The following is a 14,659-nucleotide window of genomic DNA, read 5'->3' on the forward strand; positions in this document are numbered from 1 at the left end:
GCGGCACGCCGCTCCCCCCAACGCCGCCTAGCCTGATTCATCCACCGAGAAACATTTTACACATAGTTTTACGCCGGAGCTCTGAACATTAGCCGACCAAACGGAAAGAAATCTACAGCTTAATAATAGACCATTTTATAAACATAGATTATGATGAAAACGTTAACAGAAAAGGAGGGATAAGGATGTATCGTTACGGCAAGCAGTTTCCGAAAATGGATCCCGATGCCTTCGTGGCACCCGGCGCGCAGGTGATCGGTCAGGTAGAGCTTGCGGCAGGGTCATCGGTCTGGTTCAACGCGGTCCTGAGAGGCGACGAGGCAGGCATTTTCATCGGCGAAGGATCAAATATTCAGGATGGTACCGTTGTTCATACCGATGCAAATGACCCGGTTAAAGTGGGCCGCAACGTGACGGTCGGCCACAATGTCACGCTGCACGGCTGCACGGTCGAAGACGGCGCTCTGATCGGTATGGGCGCGACGATTCTGAATGGCGCAGTGATTAAGAAAGGTGCGCTTGTCGCCGCCGGAGCCCTTGTCCTCGAGCACCAGATTGTTGAAGCAGGCACGCTTGTTGCCGGGGTGCCGGCCAAAGAGCGGCGCAAGCTGACCAACGAAAATGCTGCTTACCTGAAATATGATGCGGAGCATTATATGGAGCAGGCGAAACGCTACATCGGGATGGGAATCAATCAGAATCCTGTAGGGAAGTAAAAAATTGCGGTTTTTCCGGTCAGGGTAAAACAGATTACTCAGAGACGAGCAATCAGCATTTGCGCGTGCCTAATCATTGCCGGTAATGACGGCGCTGCATCTGAAAGCTGAGATCTTTCAAGATAGCGTCAATATAATCTTTGATGGGCACGTCCGAGGTACAGGGGATGCTGATGTTCGGATGATGCAGGGGGAGCAGAAATTTTTTGCATGTAAGATTTGAAAAGGCACGGACCATGTTCTCTGTAATTTCACCCTGAATGGAACCGGGCTGGATGATGCCGATCGGAGCGATGATGCAGTCGACCGATTCGCGCCTGCAAAATGAATAGAAGCCCTTCTCCCCGCTGATGCCGATGTCCGAACCCGCGCGGACCATTTTCGTTGTGGCAAAAGTATTCGTCCCCAATGCGACGATGTACAGACCATGCGGAAAAGCTTGACGCAATTTTTTTATAATGGTTTGTCCGAGCCCCGCGCCCTGTCCGTCCAGTACGGCTATTTTCATGATCTGATACTCGCCTCCCTGTGCATAAAAGCGTCATAATTTTCTAAGCTGATTACAAATAATTATTATATAATAGAAACTAGCTTAATTCCTGAAAAAAGTGTAATTAACGAGAGAATCCTTAGAAGTACCGGGGGTATAGAAGTATGAACACAATCAAAGTGGTTAAGCAATTACTGGAATGGAATGAAGATTGCAGCAACGAAGTCCGAGATATCTTAAGTGAGAAAAAAATATTTGCGATCAATGTCATGTCAGCTCCCGGTGCCGGAAAAACGAGCCTGATCATTAAACTGATTGAAAAGCTGCAACCGCGCTATCATGCGGCTGTGATCGAAGGCGATATTGCCGGCCAGATCGATGCCGAGAAATTAGATGGCCTGGGTGTACCTGTCGTTCAGCTGAACACAAACGGCGCCTGTCACATCGAAGCGTTGTCGATGAAGAAAATGCTCGGTTATTTTGATCTTGACGATATCGACGTGCTTTTTATTGAAAATGTCGGCAACTTGGTCTGTCCGGCGGAGTTTGAGGTCGGCGAGGACGTCAAACTAGCAATGGTCAGCATTCCTGAAGGCGATGATAAAGTCGTGAAATATCCTCTGCTTTTTTCCAAAGCTGATCTCGTTGTCTTGAATAAGTTCGACATGATGCGTTTCTTTGATTTTGATGACCGGCAGGTGGAAGAGGACGTCCGCACTTTGAACGGTGAGGCGAAAATTTACCGAACTTCCTGCCAGGCAGATGACGGTATTGATTCTCTCTACAGGGAAATTGAAGAAAGAATCGGCATGAAGCTGGAGGATTGAAAAAGACTAATACAGACGGGCCTCTTATTGACTGTGCCTGATCCCACGTGGTCCGTACAGGATCAAGGATAATCCATTTGTTAAAAAAGCTGATTGAAACGGCGGATGTTTTTTTAAATCAGAAAAGTTGAACCGAATCAATAGGAAGTTGAACCGAAACATCAAAAAGTCAGACCGAATCAAATGAAAGTCGAACCAAAAAACAGAAGTCGAGCCGAATCAAACGAAAGTTGAACCGAAACATCAAAAAGTCGGACCGAATCAAATGAAAGTCGAACCAAAAAACAGAAGTCGAGCCGAATTAAGCGAAAGTTGAACCGAAACATCGAAAAGTTAAGCCGAATCAAACAAAAGTCGAACCAAAAAACAGAAGTCGAGCCGAATCAAATGAAAGTTGAACCGAAACATCAAAAAGTCGGACCGAATCAAATGAAAGTCGAACCGAAAAACAGAAGTCGAACCGAATTACGCGAAAGTTGAACCGAAACATCAAAAAGTCGAGCCGAATCAAATGAAAGTTGAACCGAAAAACAGAAGTCGAACCGAATTACGCGAAAGTCGAACCAAAATTCAAATTGACGTTATGGGTCGGCATAAATATGAAAAAAGTTCATCTGTTTCATGTTTGATCGTCTCTTGAATGGTCCATTCCGAATTTATGGCCGGACAATCGGATATAAATGTAAGCCGTGAAGGCTGATTCTTGTTCCAAAAAGAGAATCAGTTTTCACGGTTTTTTTTGTGCAAAGTTGTTCTTATAATGAAATCATTTTGCCAATCGGCAGGCAGCGGGCATCTTCGCCATGACCGAGTTGTTCGGTTTTGACCACCGGAAGCCCATATTTTTCCGTTATATCCAGCACAAGCTGTTCGATAGATGGTGCCTGTTGTTCAGCCTGCATGGCGGTGAATGTCCCGAGAAGGACTCCGCCGCATGAATTGAAGACGGAGAGCTGATCCAGTTGGGCGAGGAGTGAAGCCATGCGCGCGGGACCGCCGCCGAGCGCTTCGAGAAATATAATTTTGCCCGCGGGATCGGGAAAATAGTCTGTGCCGGCCAGCTTTAGAAAGCAGCGGATATTGCCGCCGATCGTTATGCCCGTCATCCCGTTGCCGCGCAGCTGGCGATAATCAAAAGCCGGGGAAGGAATGGGTTCCATAAAATTTTCGATGAAAATCTGCTTTTGCTGCTCGGCAAAGGGCCCAGCCAGATTTTTAATCCGGTAGTGAAAGGCGGTTAACCCGCTCCGTGCGTACAGGGCGTTATTAATAACGGATAAGTCGCTGATGCCGACAAATGGCGTATCTGCCCGGCGGATGCGGCCAAAATCCAGATAGGGCAGGATCTGGTTGGCACTGTCGCCGCCTGAAATGTCGAAAATCGCTTCAACCGCATCGTCAATAAAAAGGCGCATGAGTTCCGAAGCCCGTTCCTCGGGTGTTCCGCTGAAGAGCGTTCCTTCCCTCCGAAAAATGGTTTTCGCTCTTCTTGTCTGCAGTCCGGCTGCGGCGAGTACCCGTTCAATCTTTTCAATTTTTGCATTCTCTTCCGGCCGAAGTCCGTCCGAACAGGATATCAGGCCGACAGAGTCTCCCCTCCGCAACACTGTCATGAAAGGTCGCTCCTTATCTGTTTTCGTGCTTCAGCGCCCTGCGCCGCAATCCTTTCGGATAGTAGTTTTTTAAAATACCGCCGGCAGCTTTTCCCCAGCCGAGCGGAAAGCCGTCAATCACCACGGCCGACCATCCCTTGATCTTCGCGGGTGCGGGCAGTGTTTCTCCGCGCAAGTATGTTTCCCAGTCCCCGTCTTCAAAAGTTATGGCAAATGTCGATCGAAAAGCTTGACCGGGCAGAGCCAGTGCGAGCGCATGGTTCGGCTCAAATCGGTTCTTCTTCTGTTCGCCGAGATGCAGTCCCGCGCGGATCACTTTCAGTCCGGTAAAATCCGGACAACTGCCGGGAAGCAGAAAAAGATGATTTCCCGCAAAGAAGAAGTTTCCCTTCATCTTTTCGGCAAGCACCTCATTCTCGAACAACCGATAATCTTTTAACAATACTTCTTTGGCGGATTTTGCAGGTCTGGCTTTTTGTGCCGTACGGTCTCCGTATTTCTGCAGTTTTGCTACAAAGTGGCCTTCTCCGGACAGACGATGCGGCCAGAGGCGGGCTGTCCGGCTGATTACCGGATTTTCCGATTCCGTCCATTCCGTCCTTCCATCTTCAATCCCGCCTGTTTTCTCAATAGGCAGGAGTTCCAGGTCAGGATACTTTGTTAGCAGGCTGTCGATCATCTGTTCATCCTCTTCAGGTGAAAACGTGCAGGTTGAATAGACGAGAATCCCGCCCGCACCGAGCATCCGGTACGCTTGGTCAAGAATTTTTGACTGAAGCGCCGCGCACTCCCGGACATGGCCGGTGCTCCAATATTCTGCGGCCTCCGGGTCTTTACGGAACATGCCTTCTCCCGAACAAGGCGCATCAACAAGTATTTTGTCGAAATAGCCCGGGAAATAATCGGCCAGTCTTTCGGGAGTTTCGTTCGTGACGAGTGCATTGGTAATCCCCATGCGCTCAATATTTTCCGATAATGCTCTCGCTCTTTTCGGATAAATTTCATTGGTCACAAGCAGTCCTTTATTGTCCATGGCTGCCGCGATCTGAGTCGATTTTCCTCCCGGAGCGGCGCATAGATCAAGCACCTTTTCTCCCGGCAGTGCTCCGATCTGTTCCGCAACAAACATGGCGCTCGGTTCCTGAATATAGTAAAGACCGGCCTGATGGAACGGATGTTTTCCCGGCTCGTCTGCTTCTTCATAGTAAAAGCCGGACGGGCAGAAGGAGACGGGTTTCAGGTGAAAACCGGATCGTTTTGCCCAAACCCCCGGCGTTATTTTCAGAGGATTTGCTCGCAGGCCGAATGCACGCTGTTCCTGATACGTTCGGAAAAAAGCTGCCGATTCCTTTTCGCCCATTAGATGGGTCATTTTTTTAATAAAAGCTTCGGGCAGTGACAAAAAGTAAAACCTCCTTAACAATCTGTACCTTAATCGGCCGCAACGGGAATGTGGCTGAACGAACGGACATCAAACAGTCCGGTGTCGGTCAGTTTCAAATCAGGGATGACCGGAAGGCTTAAAAAGGACAAGGTCAGAAATGGATTGAACGTTTCTGACGCTCCAAGCGCTGTCGCGGCGTCTCTGAGATCCCTCAGTTTGGCGGCGACTTTCCTTGCGGGATCATCCGTCATCAAACCGGCAATCGGCAGGGGAAGCTCCGCCACCACCTTGCCGTGATTAATGACGACCATGCCGCCTTGAAGTTCTTTCAGCCTTTCGGCCGCAGCGATCATATCCTCGTCGCTGCAGCCTGTCACCACAAGGTTGTGCGAGTCATGGGCGACAGTCGTGGCGATTGCCCCTGATTTTAACCCGAACCCGCTGACAATGGCCAGGCCGATCGTGCCGAGTCCTTTATGACGTTCAATCACGGCGAGTTTCAGAAAATCTTTGCCTTCTGCGAAAGAAAAACAGCCGTTTTCAATCGGAACTTTTTCAACCGTGCGGCGGGTTACCAAGCTGTTGGGGATGATCTCAATCACGTTCGCTTTTTGCGAAGGGCCGATGGCTATAGACAAACGCCCGGACGAAAGAGGCGGCAGAACAAGCGGATGTTCCGCGGCTTTTGCAGACGCCGCTTTATCGTATACAATCGGTTTTCCATTTTCCGAAACGAGTTTTCCGTGATTGTAGACCTTGCTAATGGAAAATGTTTCCAAGTCATCCAGCAGGAGAAAATTGGCCTCATAACCCGGTGCGATCGCACCCTTTGTCCGCAACCCGAAGCATTCGGCGGCATTGAGCGAGGCCATGCGGATCGATGAGACAGGATCGATGCCGCTTCTGATGGCGAGCCTGACGTTGTGATCCACGCTGCCTTCATCAATCAGGTCATCGGGATATTTGTCATCGGTACAGAAAAGGAAACGCCGACTGTTGTTTTCATTGACCAGCCCGATCAGCTGCGGCAGATCCTGGGCGACTGTGCCCTGACGGATCATCACGTAAAGGCCGCGCGACAGCCTTTCTTTTGCTTCTTCCGGATTTACACATTCGTGGTCGGTTCGGATTCCAGCGGTTTTGTAAACATTCACGCCATCTGCATCCAGCCCGGCGGCATGCCCGTCGATCCTCCACGAATGTTTCGCCGTCATCAGCAGTTTATCCACCATTAGCGGATCACAGTTCAGAACCGCCGGAAAGTCCATAACCTCGGCAAGTCCGAGCACACGTTCGTACTGAAAAAAAGGTTCCAGATCTTCGGCATGGAGCGTCGCGCCGTTGTGTTCGAAAGAAGTGGCCGGAACCGAAGACGGCAGCATGACGTAAATGTCGATGGCGGCTTGGGCGGCACGTTCGAGCATAAAACGGATACCGCCCGCGCCGAGTACATTGGCGATTTCATGAGGATCGGTTACGGCCGCCGTGACACCATGCGCGGCAAGGACACCTGCAAAAGCGCCCGGTGTCAGCATCGACGACTCGATATGCACGTGTCCGTCGATCAGGGCGGGACTGACTACTTTGCCATGTGCATTAATCGTTTCCCGTCCTTCATAATTTCCCAGTCCGACAATGAAACCATCCGTAATGGCGACATTCGTTTCCAGCAGTTCCCCACTGAATACATCGACGATTCTGCCATTCTTAATCACGATATCCGCAGGTTCTTTTTTCCCCGCCGACATCATGCGATTGATAAAGCTGTCTCTCTCTGAAATCAAAATCCATTCCCCTCTCTGATCAATCCTGTTTGAACCGCGTGGGCCGCGGCTCCCGCTCGATATATATAGAACATTATAACTGATTTTCATCAAACGTCATCAGACGAACATCCCGTTTACCTATTGACACCAGCCAAAGTGATTGACGGCGAACGTTTCCTTGGTATGTATTCCGGTCAGGTAGAATAAAAGAGGCGGATTCTCAAATGAGAACGGCCTCTTCGGAACCAGCTTTTTATTATCACTTTTAAAAACAAACCTGAAACGGCTTGATCTGACAAGGTCAAGAGAAGTTTTCACAAGTCGCGGACAACTCATTCATTGATCATATCATATGACCGACCGTATAAGTAATGACCATGGTCAACACACCGACGATCATGGTCCTGATGACTGCCGGACGTTTCAAAGCGCCTCCCAGATACGCGCTCACGTACCCGGTTAAGGCAAGGGCGAGCAGGACGGCGACGACGGTGAAGGTCACACGAATGGATACGGGCAGGAGAACGATGGACAAGAGGGGCAAAACCGCTCCGATTGAAAAAGATATCATGGATGAAAATGCGGCATACCAAGGATTGACATATTCATCAGGATTGACGCCTAATTCCGCGGAAGCGTGTGCGGCAATCGAATCCTTTTTCATTAATTCAACGGCCACTTTCTTTGAGAGTTCCTCCGATAATCCATTCTCCCTGTATATTTGTGCCAGTTCATCAACTTCTTCTTCATAATTGTCTCTGTGCTGGATTTTTTCTTCTTCAATAATCGCTTTTTCCGTATCTTTTTGAGTACTTACAGAAACGTACTCTCCTCCTCCCATGGCCAGTGCGCCTGAGACGAGCCCGGCGAGCCCGGAAATAAGAATCGTTGCCGTGTTCGATGTTGCACCGGCGACGCCGATAACAATTCCCGCAGTGGAAACGATTCCGTCATTTGCGCCCAGAACACCCGCGCGCAGAATGTTCAGCTTCTGATTCATCTTGTTTTCTTTTTGGGGCATGTTCATAACCTCTTTCTTCTACAATAAGTATTAGTATTGCTTAACAGGCGACAAATCCGGTTTCTCGGGGTGAAATCGGAGAAAATAAAAAATCTTTGGATCGATTGAAAATAGATTGATGTAATTGAGAATAAAAATCATCTTCATGACCCCTGAAAAGGTTCATGCTGCCATCCATTTGGATGCCAGCATGAGTAATCAAATTATAATTAATATTATTTTACTTTGTCTATTCTATAGGAAAATGACTCCACTGTCCATCATTAAATATGACCGTTCGACTCATTGCCCGTTGCCAGGGAATAGAGCCATGCCGCCTCTAAAGATGCCGTGCTGAAATCTTGTGCAATTTGTAATCGGCGATCAAAAGCCTTGCTGTGATATCGGTACAGCGATCACCGGACTCAATCTGTAAGGGCCAGAAAATTATCAACGTCGCGGACGCAGTAATCTAGGGCTGAGCGCCAGAAGTCCGGAGCGTTCAGGTCGGCGTTCAGGTGTTTTTCCGCGAGTTGTTCGGTCGTCATTCTGCCGGTGTCGCGAAGCAGCGCGTCATATTTTCCGGCAAATGACGTTCCTTCTTTCAGCGCGCGGACATAGATGCCGGTACTGAACAGGAACCCGAATGTGTAAGGAAAATTATAAAAGGGCCAGTCCGTAATATAAAAGTGAAGTTTGGATGCCCAGAACGTCGGATGATACGTGTCGAGCGCATCGAGATAGGCTTCTTTCTGGGCTTCCTTCATTAGCTGATTCAGCCGGTCGACACTGACGGTGCCGCCCTTTCGTTCCTCATAAAACCGGGTTTCGAACAGAAAGCGGGCGTGGATGTTCATCAGCAGGGCTACGCAGCGTTCCAGCTTGCTGCCGAGATGTGCGATTTTTTCCTCACGTGTCCGTGCAGCGGATTCGGCGGCGTCGCTGACGATCATCTCGGAAAAAGTCGAGGCCGTTTCAGCGACATTCATCGCATATTGCTGGGATAAAAAAGGCAGCCCGCTCATGACCGACTGATGGTAGGCGTGTCCGAGTTCATGGGCGATCGTCGATGTATTGGTCGCTGTTCCGCTGAATGTCATGAAAATACGTGATTGTCCGCTGAGCGGAAAACTGGTACAGAACCCGCCGGGCCGCTTGTCCGGACGATTTTCCGCTTCAATCCAGCGATTCTCCAGTGCCTGAGCCGCAAAATCGGCCATCTTAGGATTAAAGGTCCTGAAATGGTTGACGACAAAGTCGCCGGCTTCATCATAGGAGATTTTCTTACTGTCTCTTGAAAGCGGCGCGTCCACATCAAACCAGGCCAATTTTTGCAGTCCGAGCATCCTTGCTTTGCGGTTCAGAAATTTAACAAGGACTGGTTTGTATTCGTCAATGGTCTTCCACATGGTGTCCAGCGTTTTCCGCGACATCCGGTTATAATCCAGCGGTTCATCGAGAAAATCATACCATCCGCGCGCTTCATATACGGAGAGTCGGAAGCCCGCGACACGGTTTAGGGTTTCCGCAAATAGGCCGGCATTGTCGGACCATGCCGTCTCCAGAGATTCAAATGCGGCTTTTCGTACGGCGCGGTCGGGATCGTCCAGAAGATTATTGGCCTGGCTGACCGATAATAACTCCGATCCTTTTTCGGGATGATTGAACGGGATTTTTATTTTTCCGACAAGCGTATAATAAAAGCTGCCCCAGGCATGATAACCGTCGACCGCCAGGCTGCTGATCAGCTGTTCCTGTTCGGGCGGAAGCTTCTTTTTGGAAAGATCCCTTTTCTCCTGAAGCGCGAAGCGTACACCATCCAGTGCGCTTCCGGCTGTCAGAGCCGCCCAATCCTCGTCCGTAATCCGGCGCAGCTGCGCCTCAAACAGCGCATCGCAGGCCGCAAAACTTGCGGCAAGTGTCTTCAGCCGGTTGCTCCGTATCAGGGCCGTTTCATCCTTAATATTCTGTGCCGTGATGCATTCCACGAACGCGGAGGCTTCGCCGAGCTTTTTTAACAGTTCCTCATAAATATGCACTGTTTTTTGAAAATGTGCCGGATCAACCGGTTTCAGAGGCCCGGGTCCGTTTTTGAAAGCGGTTTTAAAAATAGAGATATCGCTTTCAATCTGATCGAGAAAGGCCGTGAATTCGGGCGATGCGCTTCCACCCGGAAAAATCGGATCCATGTTCCATTTCTGATTCAGTTGCTGCATCATATTCTCCTCTTTTCTTATTCTTTCACCAATTGTAGCATAATCCGCTCCGTTTGCCGCTTTTCCGGTTCGTCCGCTTTCTTCTTTAAAGAAATGGATGCTATTGTTATCATAAAATATAGAGATATTAATGCGTATCAGCGGAATATACCTGAAAAAGCAGCGGCAGGCACCCGGTTTCATCAGGGCCGGCATGCATCCGGTGATTTTCCGCCGATGAAATCAATTGGATGGTTCAAACGGAAGAGGGGGATAATCATGATTCGTGTACTTTTTGTTTGTCTGGGCAATATCTGCCGCTCGCCGATGGCAGAAGCTGTGTTTCGCGATAAAATAAGAAAGGCAGGCGCCGGTGACCGGATCGCCGTTGATTCTGCGGGAACGGGGAACTGGCATCTTGGCAGCCTTCCGCATCCCGGAACAAGAAAGATCTTGACGGAGACGGGAATATCTTTTGAAAAAATAAGAGCCCGGCAAATCGTTCCTGAGGATTTTCAGCGTTTTGACAAAATGATTGCCATGGACAGAATCAATGAGCAGGATCTTCAAAAGATGGCGGCGTCAAATAGAGAAGACGGACATAAGATATCTCGTTTTATGCAGCTTTTGGACGATCGTCCGTCCGTCGATGTTCCGGACCCATATTATACCGGCCGCTTTAACGAGGTATTCCGCCTGGTCGATCGGGGGACGGATGTCCTGCTCAGCCGTCTGCTCGGTTGATTTTGTGAGCTGTACGTTTCTCATTTTTTCACCACTATTTAGCAGGCGCCGCCGATCTTTTTTCCTCATATTAATCAAAGACGATGTGCAGACTAATAAAGTAATCCTTAAGGATTATACACACTGCAAGGAGGCAGAGTCTGGGATGAGTGTTTATGGCAGAAGCAAAATGGGGAGGTTCATGCTGATCGGGGGCATGGTCGGCTGCGCTCTGTCGCTGCTTAGCCGGGAGACACGCACAGTCTGGGGACATAATCTGTCAACAGCAGCCTCTGGCAGCGGCAAGCTGATTCAAACGATTTACAGGCACCCCAATCAGGTGGGGCGGTATATGCAGGTGACGGGAACCCGCCTGAAGGGAGTCGCTCGCGAATTATCGGAAGATTTCCAGCAGATGATCGACCATGCTGAGAAGGCGCGGACGAGTACGACCAACACTTATCAGTACGTTATGGAGGCTGGAGCCGAGATCACGGAGATGGCGGAAAAAATAAGACACGCCGGGCAAAGTATCACACGTTTTCAGGAACCTGTGCTAGTGGACACGGAGGAAGACGCGCTTCAACGGCTTGAGAACGAAACGTCTGTCCCGAATCCGGGTACCATGCCGCGACAATCGTTTGAAAAGAGCACAAAACCCGCGCAGTCGAAGCCAAAGAATGACTTCAGTTCAATGAGCAAAAGTCGTTCGAAATAAAAGTGCCGAAAGAGAACCAGAGAAATTTGCGGAGATGGGGAAATGGGGGAAAAAAAGAAGTTTAGAGAAATGTATCTGTTCATTAAACTTCTCAGTAAAAGATTCGTGGAAGACAATACCGTGGATTTAGCGGCAACGTTGGCCTATTACTTCCTGTTGTCGCTATTTCCGCTTGTTATTTTTTTGTTTGCGGTTCTTCCTTACCTTGGATTGACCCAGCAAGAATTGCTGCCCTTTCTCGGCCGTTATCTTCCAGGTGAAGTCATGTTCCTTATCCGGCAAAACCTTGGCAGTGTATTCACAAGAAGCGGCAGGCTGCTTTCGGTCGGCATCATTGCGACACTTTGGGCTGCATCAAGCGCAGTCAATGCGCTGATGCGGACGCTGAATCACGCCTACCATGTGAAAGAAACCCGGTCTTTTTTCGTTATCCAGATACAGGCGCTCCTGTTGACGCTGGCGATGATTTTTGCCATTGCCATGACACTGGCGGTCAACGTGTTTTCTGCTGCGCTGGCTCAAGAATTTTTTCGGCAAATCGGGATGACCGATGGTTTTACCGATATGTGGTCGGTTGTCAGCTCGCTCACAACCTTTGTCGTCATTATCTTCATTTTCGCTTTTCTCTATAGCCTGGGTCCCAATATGAAGCTGAAACTGAAAGAAGTTATGATCGGTTCTGTTATTGCCGGAAGCGGATGGCAGGCAGCCTCCTACGGGTTCTCACTTTATGTGCGCTACTTCGGGCACTATTCGTCTACTTATGGCACGCTTGGCGGAATCATTATTCTTATGCTGTGGTTTTATATCACTGCCATGACAATTATTATCGGCGGGCAGATCAATGCCATCCTCCATCATCTGCGGACCGGCAAAAGGTTGTAAAAACCGGCACTCCCTTCGACCTGAGCGTGTTTAAGCGGAAGGTGCATGAAGGGACCGGCAGGTTCATACATAAAAGCAGGGGGGCTGATACATGGCTGATCGGAAAAACAGAAGAAAATCGCTGATTGTTATGCTGCTGTTCATCGGTTATCTGTCCTTCCTGCTGTCTGTCACCTTGTTCACCCATAATTATTACACTTACGGACAGTCGAGTAATCTGCTGATTTTCAGCAGTGTCCGTTTAATGCTCATGAGCGGGAACGGCGGGTTGATTTTGAAAAATGTGATTGGAAATATCGCTCTATTTATTCCGCTCGGCATTCTGCTTCCGCTGCTGATCGAAAAAAAGCAGACCTTCCGCTGGCAGCTTCTGTTCGCCGTTCTGTTCAGTCTGGTGATCGAAGTTTGTCAGTTTTTGTTTGCCGCACGCATTTTCGATGTAGATGACATCATGCTGAATGTGGCCGGGGCCATGACCGGACGCCTTATTCTGGCCGGCTTCCGCCGCTTTGCGCGCAGGATTGCTTTTTTTTACTCGGGATTCTGATGAAACAGGCGGCGGACGGTATCGCTCATCCTGAGAGCGCCAAACTCGCCGAGGTGAACCTCTATAAGCCGGCCTTCTTTATCAAACAGGTAGTATGCGGGGACATAGCGGTTGCCGAAAGAATCGGCCAGCTGATGCGTATTGTCAATAAGAACAGGTTGAGACATCTGATAAAGCGCGCTGGCTCCGGCAACATCCGCGACATTGAGTTCCTCTTCGGAGAGGGGCATGTGAATGGCCGCGACACGCAGCAGGCCGAGGTATCGGTCGCGGATTGTATTGAGCAGGGGCATCGACTCTCTGCAGTAATGGCAGCCGACCGACCAGAAATGAATGAGTGAAGGTCTCCCGAGCAGATCATTCCTTGTGATTTTTTGATTGATCCAATGTGTGGCCGTGTTCAGTTCCGGAAGTATCAGATTTCTAATCATCACTCAGCCCTCCCGAATTCATAGCGCCGATTCCGGGCGCTTCTTTGCCTTTTCATTGTATGCCTGCTGAAGGCAAAAGTTAATCGACCGGGTAACCGGATTGATCCATCCGGTTATGGTTTGCACGCAAAGATTGGTGAATGGTGGAACTGAGCGCGACGAGGATTAGAATCAGGGAAATCCCGTAAAACAGGCCGCCCTGTGGAACGAGACCAATCAGCACGTTTCCCGCCACGGGCCCTGCCATACTTCCGAAACTATAGCACACGCTCATCAGGATGTTCCCGAGCGGAATCAGGGACCGGCTAAGCATGTCGCTGACGTAGCTCATGCTCATCGAATACAGCGACCCGATCAGCATACCTGCAGCCGACAAGGTGAAAAGGAGACCGTAAAAGGAGAATGAGAAGACTCCGGCAAGAACGAATGCCCCTGCCCCGAGCAGTGATAAGAGCGGAAGCAGTTTTTTTCGGCCGACCCGATCGCCGATGACGCCGATCGGAAGCTGTGTCAGCAGCCCGCCGGCGACGAACATCGGAAGCAGGGAGGAGATATCCTCAAGCCGGAAACCGTTTCTCAAAGCAAAAATGGGAAAACTGTTGTTCAAGGATGCCTCAAGAAAGCCGAATCCGAACGTGGCAACGAGTCCCGACCAGGCCGCGAAGACAACCTGCCCGCAGCGGTTTAACCAGCGAACCTCAGATCGGCTGTCCGGCGACAAGGTTTCGGGATATTCGTTTTTGAGTAATAAAAGCGGGATCAGAAAAACAAGACAGGCAGCCGCGCCCGTGATAAAGGGAATGGGCAGGCCGAAAACGAGCAGCCGGACGAGCAGAGGACCGACAGCAAATCCAAGACCGAAGGACAGACCGTAAAGGGCGATATTCCTGCCCCTTTTTTCGTGCGGGCTGCCAATCGTGATCCAGGTCTGTGCGGCAAAGTGGAGCATGCTGTCCCCGATTCCGACAGCCAGGCGTAAGATGAACCAGAACCACAGATTTATGTAAAGCGGAAAAAGAAAAAGTGAGACCGTGATCAGCATCAGCCCGGTGAACAGAAAAGATTTATACCCAAACCTCTGCATCGGTTTTTCCATAAAGGGAGCGGCGGCAAGCATGCCGATGTAAAGCGCAGTCGTCCCGATTCCGTTAATGATCGGCGGTACGCCCCGCTCATCGAGCAGTGCGGAGATCAGCGGCAGCAGCATTCCTTCTGCGACGCCGCAGATAAAAACCGTGCCTATCAATAGTGTCAAACGAAAAGAATTGTATGAACGAAGGGTCATGATCTTATCCTTTCCCGGCTGAAAAAAATTATTCAATGATCATCCGGAAGAATGAATCATGTTCCCATAAAGGCCGGCA

General features: G+C 49.7%; 14 protein-coding genes. 6 read left to right on the top strand and 8 right to left on the bottom strand.

Annotated elements, in window-relative coordinates; translation table 11 throughout:
- Window positions 1-185 precede the first annotated feature (185 nt).
- The gene (locus tag IEX81_RS15535; protein ID WP_188804968.1) at window positions 186-716 is read left to right on the top strand and encodes a gamma carbonic anhydrase family protein; all 531 of its coding nucleotides are present in this window, start codon (window positions 186-188) and stop codon (window positions 714-716) included.
- A 73-nt stretch (window positions 717-789) separates the two neighbouring features.
- Here the strand turns inward: IEX81_RS15535 and IEX81_RS15540 are convergent, their stop codons facing one another.
- Window positions 790-1,224 (bottom strand): DUF3842 family protein, encoded by a 435-nt coding sequence (locus IEX81_RS15540; RefSeq protein WP_188804970.1) that lies wholly within the window; start codon window positions 1,222-1,224, stop codon window positions 790-792.
- Between the two features lie 146 nt (window positions 1,225-1,370).
- On the opposite strand from IEX81_RS15540, the gene hypB reads away from it, so the two are divergent.
- Window positions 1,371-2,033: a hydrogenase nickel incorporation protein HypB gene (gene hypB, locus IEX81_RS15545; RefSeq protein WP_188804972.1), complete on the top strand. Its 663-nt coding sequence runs from the start codon at window positions 1,371-1,373 to the stop codon at window positions 2,031-2,033.
- A 755-nt stretch (window positions 2,034-2,788) separates the two neighbouring features.
- Here hypB and IEX81_RS15550 read toward each other — a convergent pair.
- The 5 genes from IEX81_RS15550 to IEX81_RS15570 form a co-directional block, all read right to left on the bottom strand.
- Entirely contained in the window at window positions 2,789-3,646 is an 858-nt protein-coding gene (locus IEX81_RS15550) for a S66 peptidase family protein (protein ID WP_188804973.1), read from the bottom strand.
- Between the two features lie 13 nt (window positions 3,647-3,659).
- Window positions 3,660-5,048 (bottom strand): RsmF rRNA methyltransferase first C-terminal domain-containing protein, encoded by a 1,389-nt coding sequence (locus IEX81_RS15555; RefSeq protein WP_188804976.1) that lies wholly within the window; start codon window positions 5,046-5,048, stop codon window positions 3,660-3,662.
- 29 nt (window positions 5,049-5,077) lie between these two features.
- Window positions 5,078-6,781 carry an adenine deaminase gene (ade, locus tag IEX81_RS15560; protein ID WP_229727654.1) on the bottom strand — a complete coding sequence of 568 codons (1,704 nt, stop codon included), beginning with the start codon at window positions 6,779-6,781 and terminating at the stop codon, window positions 5,078-5,080.
- 358 nt (window positions 6,782-7,139) lie between these two features.
- Window positions 7,140-7,817 carry a VIT1/CCC1 transporter family protein gene (locus IEX81_RS15565; protein ID WP_229727648.1) on the bottom strand — a complete coding sequence of 226 codons (678 nt, stop codon included), beginning with the start codon at window positions 7,815-7,817 and terminating at the stop codon, window positions 7,140-7,142.
- Between the two features lie 404 nt (window positions 7,818-8,221).
- Window positions 8,222-10,012 carry a M3 family oligoendopeptidase gene (locus tag IEX81_RS15570; protein ID WP_188804982.1) on the bottom strand — a complete coding sequence of 597 codons (1,791 nt, stop codon included), beginning with the start codon at window positions 10,010-10,012 and terminating at the stop codon, window positions 8,222-8,224.
- A gap of 258 nt (window positions 10,013-10,270) precedes the next feature.
- On the opposite strand from IEX81_RS15570, the gene IEX81_RS15575 reads away from it, so the two are divergent.
- The 4 genes from IEX81_RS15575 to IEX81_RS15590 all read left to right on the top strand — a co-directional run bounded on the left by IEX81_RS15575 (window position 10,271) and on the right by IEX81_RS15590 (window position 12,864).
- Entirely contained in the window at window positions 10,271-10,735 is a 465-nt protein-coding gene (locus IEX81_RS15575) for a low molecular weight protein-tyrosine-phosphatase (protein WP_188804983.1), read from the top strand.
- Between the two features lie 145 nt (window positions 10,736-10,880).
- Complete coding sequence (locus IEX81_RS15580; protein WP_229727649.1) at window positions 10,881-11,432, top strand: hypothetical protein; 552 nt, start codon at window positions 10,881-10,883, stop codon at window positions 11,430-11,432.
- 42 nt (window positions 11,433-11,474) lie between these two features.
- On the top strand, window positions 11,475-12,317 hold the full coding sequence (locus IEX81_RS15585) for a YihY/virulence factor BrkB family protein (RefSeq protein ID WP_188804985.1): 843 nt from the start codon (window positions 11,475-11,477) through the stop codon (window positions 12,315-12,317).
- A 91-nt stretch (window positions 12,318-12,408) separates the two neighbouring features.
- Complete coding sequence (locus IEX81_RS15590) at window positions 12,409-12,864, top strand: VanZ family protein (RefSeq protein ID WP_188804987.1); 456 nt, start codon at window positions 12,409-12,411, stop codon at window positions 12,862-12,864.
- Here IEX81_RS15590 and IEX81_RS15595 read toward each other — a convergent pair.
- Together IEX81_RS15595 and IEX81_RS15600 are read right to left on the bottom strand one after the other, a co-directional pair.
- Window positions 12,849-13,295, bottom strand: a complete 447-nt coding sequence (locus IEX81_RS15595) for a TlpA disulfide reductase family protein (protein WP_188804989.1) — start codon at window positions 13,293-13,295, stop codon at window positions 12,849-12,851. The two genes, IEX81_RS15590 and IEX81_RS15595, sit on opposite strands and share 16 nt — an antisense overlap.
- A 79-nt stretch (window positions 13,296-13,374) precedes the next feature.
- Window positions 13,375-14,580, bottom strand: a complete 1,206-nt coding sequence (locus IEX81_RS15600) for an MFS transporter (RefSeq protein WP_188804991.1) — start codon at window positions 14,578-14,580, stop codon at window positions 13,375-13,377.
- Window positions 14,581-14,659: the final 79 nt, after the last annotated feature.

The sequence above is a fragment of the Sporolactobacillus putidus genome, assembly GCF_014647035.1.
Taxonomy (GTDB): Bacteria; Bacillota; Bacilli; order Bacillales; family Sporolactobacillaceae; genus Sporolactobacillus; species Sporolactobacillus putidus.

What these genes read in the sequence shown, in the direction of transcription:
- IEX81_RS15535 (WP_188804968.1), top strand. Translation starts at nt 186, where the DNA reads ATGTATCGTTACGGCAAGCAGTTTCCGAAAATGGATCCCGATGCCTTC.
- IEX81_RS15540 (WP_188804970.1), bottom strand. Translation starts at nt 1,224, where the DNA reads ATGAAAATAGCCGTACTGGACGGACAGGGCGCGGGGCTCGGACAAACC.
- hypB (WP_188804972.1), top strand. Translation starts at nt 1,371, where the DNA reads ATGAACACAATCAAAGTGGTTAAGCAATTACTGGAATGGAATGAAGAT.
- IEX81_RS15550 (WP_188804973.1), bottom strand. Translation starts at nt 3,646, where the DNA reads ATGACAGTGTTGCGGAGGGGAGACTCTGTCGGCCTGATATCCTGTTCG.
- ade (WP_229727654.1), bottom strand. Translation starts at nt 6,781, where the DNA reads ATGATGTCGGCGGGGAAAAAAGAACCTGCGGATATCGTGATTAAGAAT.
- IEX81_RS15565 (WP_229727648.1), bottom strand. Translation starts at nt 7,817, where the DNA reads ATGCCCCAAAAAGAAAACAAGATGAATCAGAAGCTGAACATTCTGCGC.
- IEX81_RS15570 (WP_188804982.1), bottom strand. Translation starts at nt 10,012, where the DNA reads ATGCAGCAACTGAATCAGAAATGGAACATGGATCCGATTTTTCCGGGT.
- IEX81_RS15575 (WP_188804983.1), top strand. Translation starts at nt 10,271, where the DNA reads ATGATTCGTGTACTTTTTGTTTGTCTGGGCAATATCTGCCGCTCGCCG.
- IEX81_RS15580 (WP_229727649.1), top strand. Translation starts at nt 10,881, where the DNA reads ATGAGTGTTTATGGCAGAAGCAAAATGGGGAGGTTCATGCTGATCGGG.
- IEX81_RS15585 (WP_188804985.1), top strand. Translation starts at nt 11,475, where the DNA reads ATGGGGGAAAAAAAGAAGTTTAGAGAAATGTATCTGTTCATTAAACTT.
- IEX81_RS15590 (WP_188804987.1), top strand. Translation starts at nt 12,409, where the DNA reads ATGGCTGATCGGAAAAACAGAAGAAAATCGCTGATTGTTATGCTGCTG.
- IEX81_RS15595 (WP_188804989.1), bottom strand. Translation starts at nt 13,295, where the DNA reads ATGATTAGAAATCTGATACTTCCGGAACTGAACACGGCCACACATTGG.
- IEX81_RS15600 (WP_188804991.1), bottom strand. Translation starts at nt 14,580, where the DNA reads ATGACCCTTCGTTCATACAATTCTTTTCGTTTGACACTATTGATAGGC.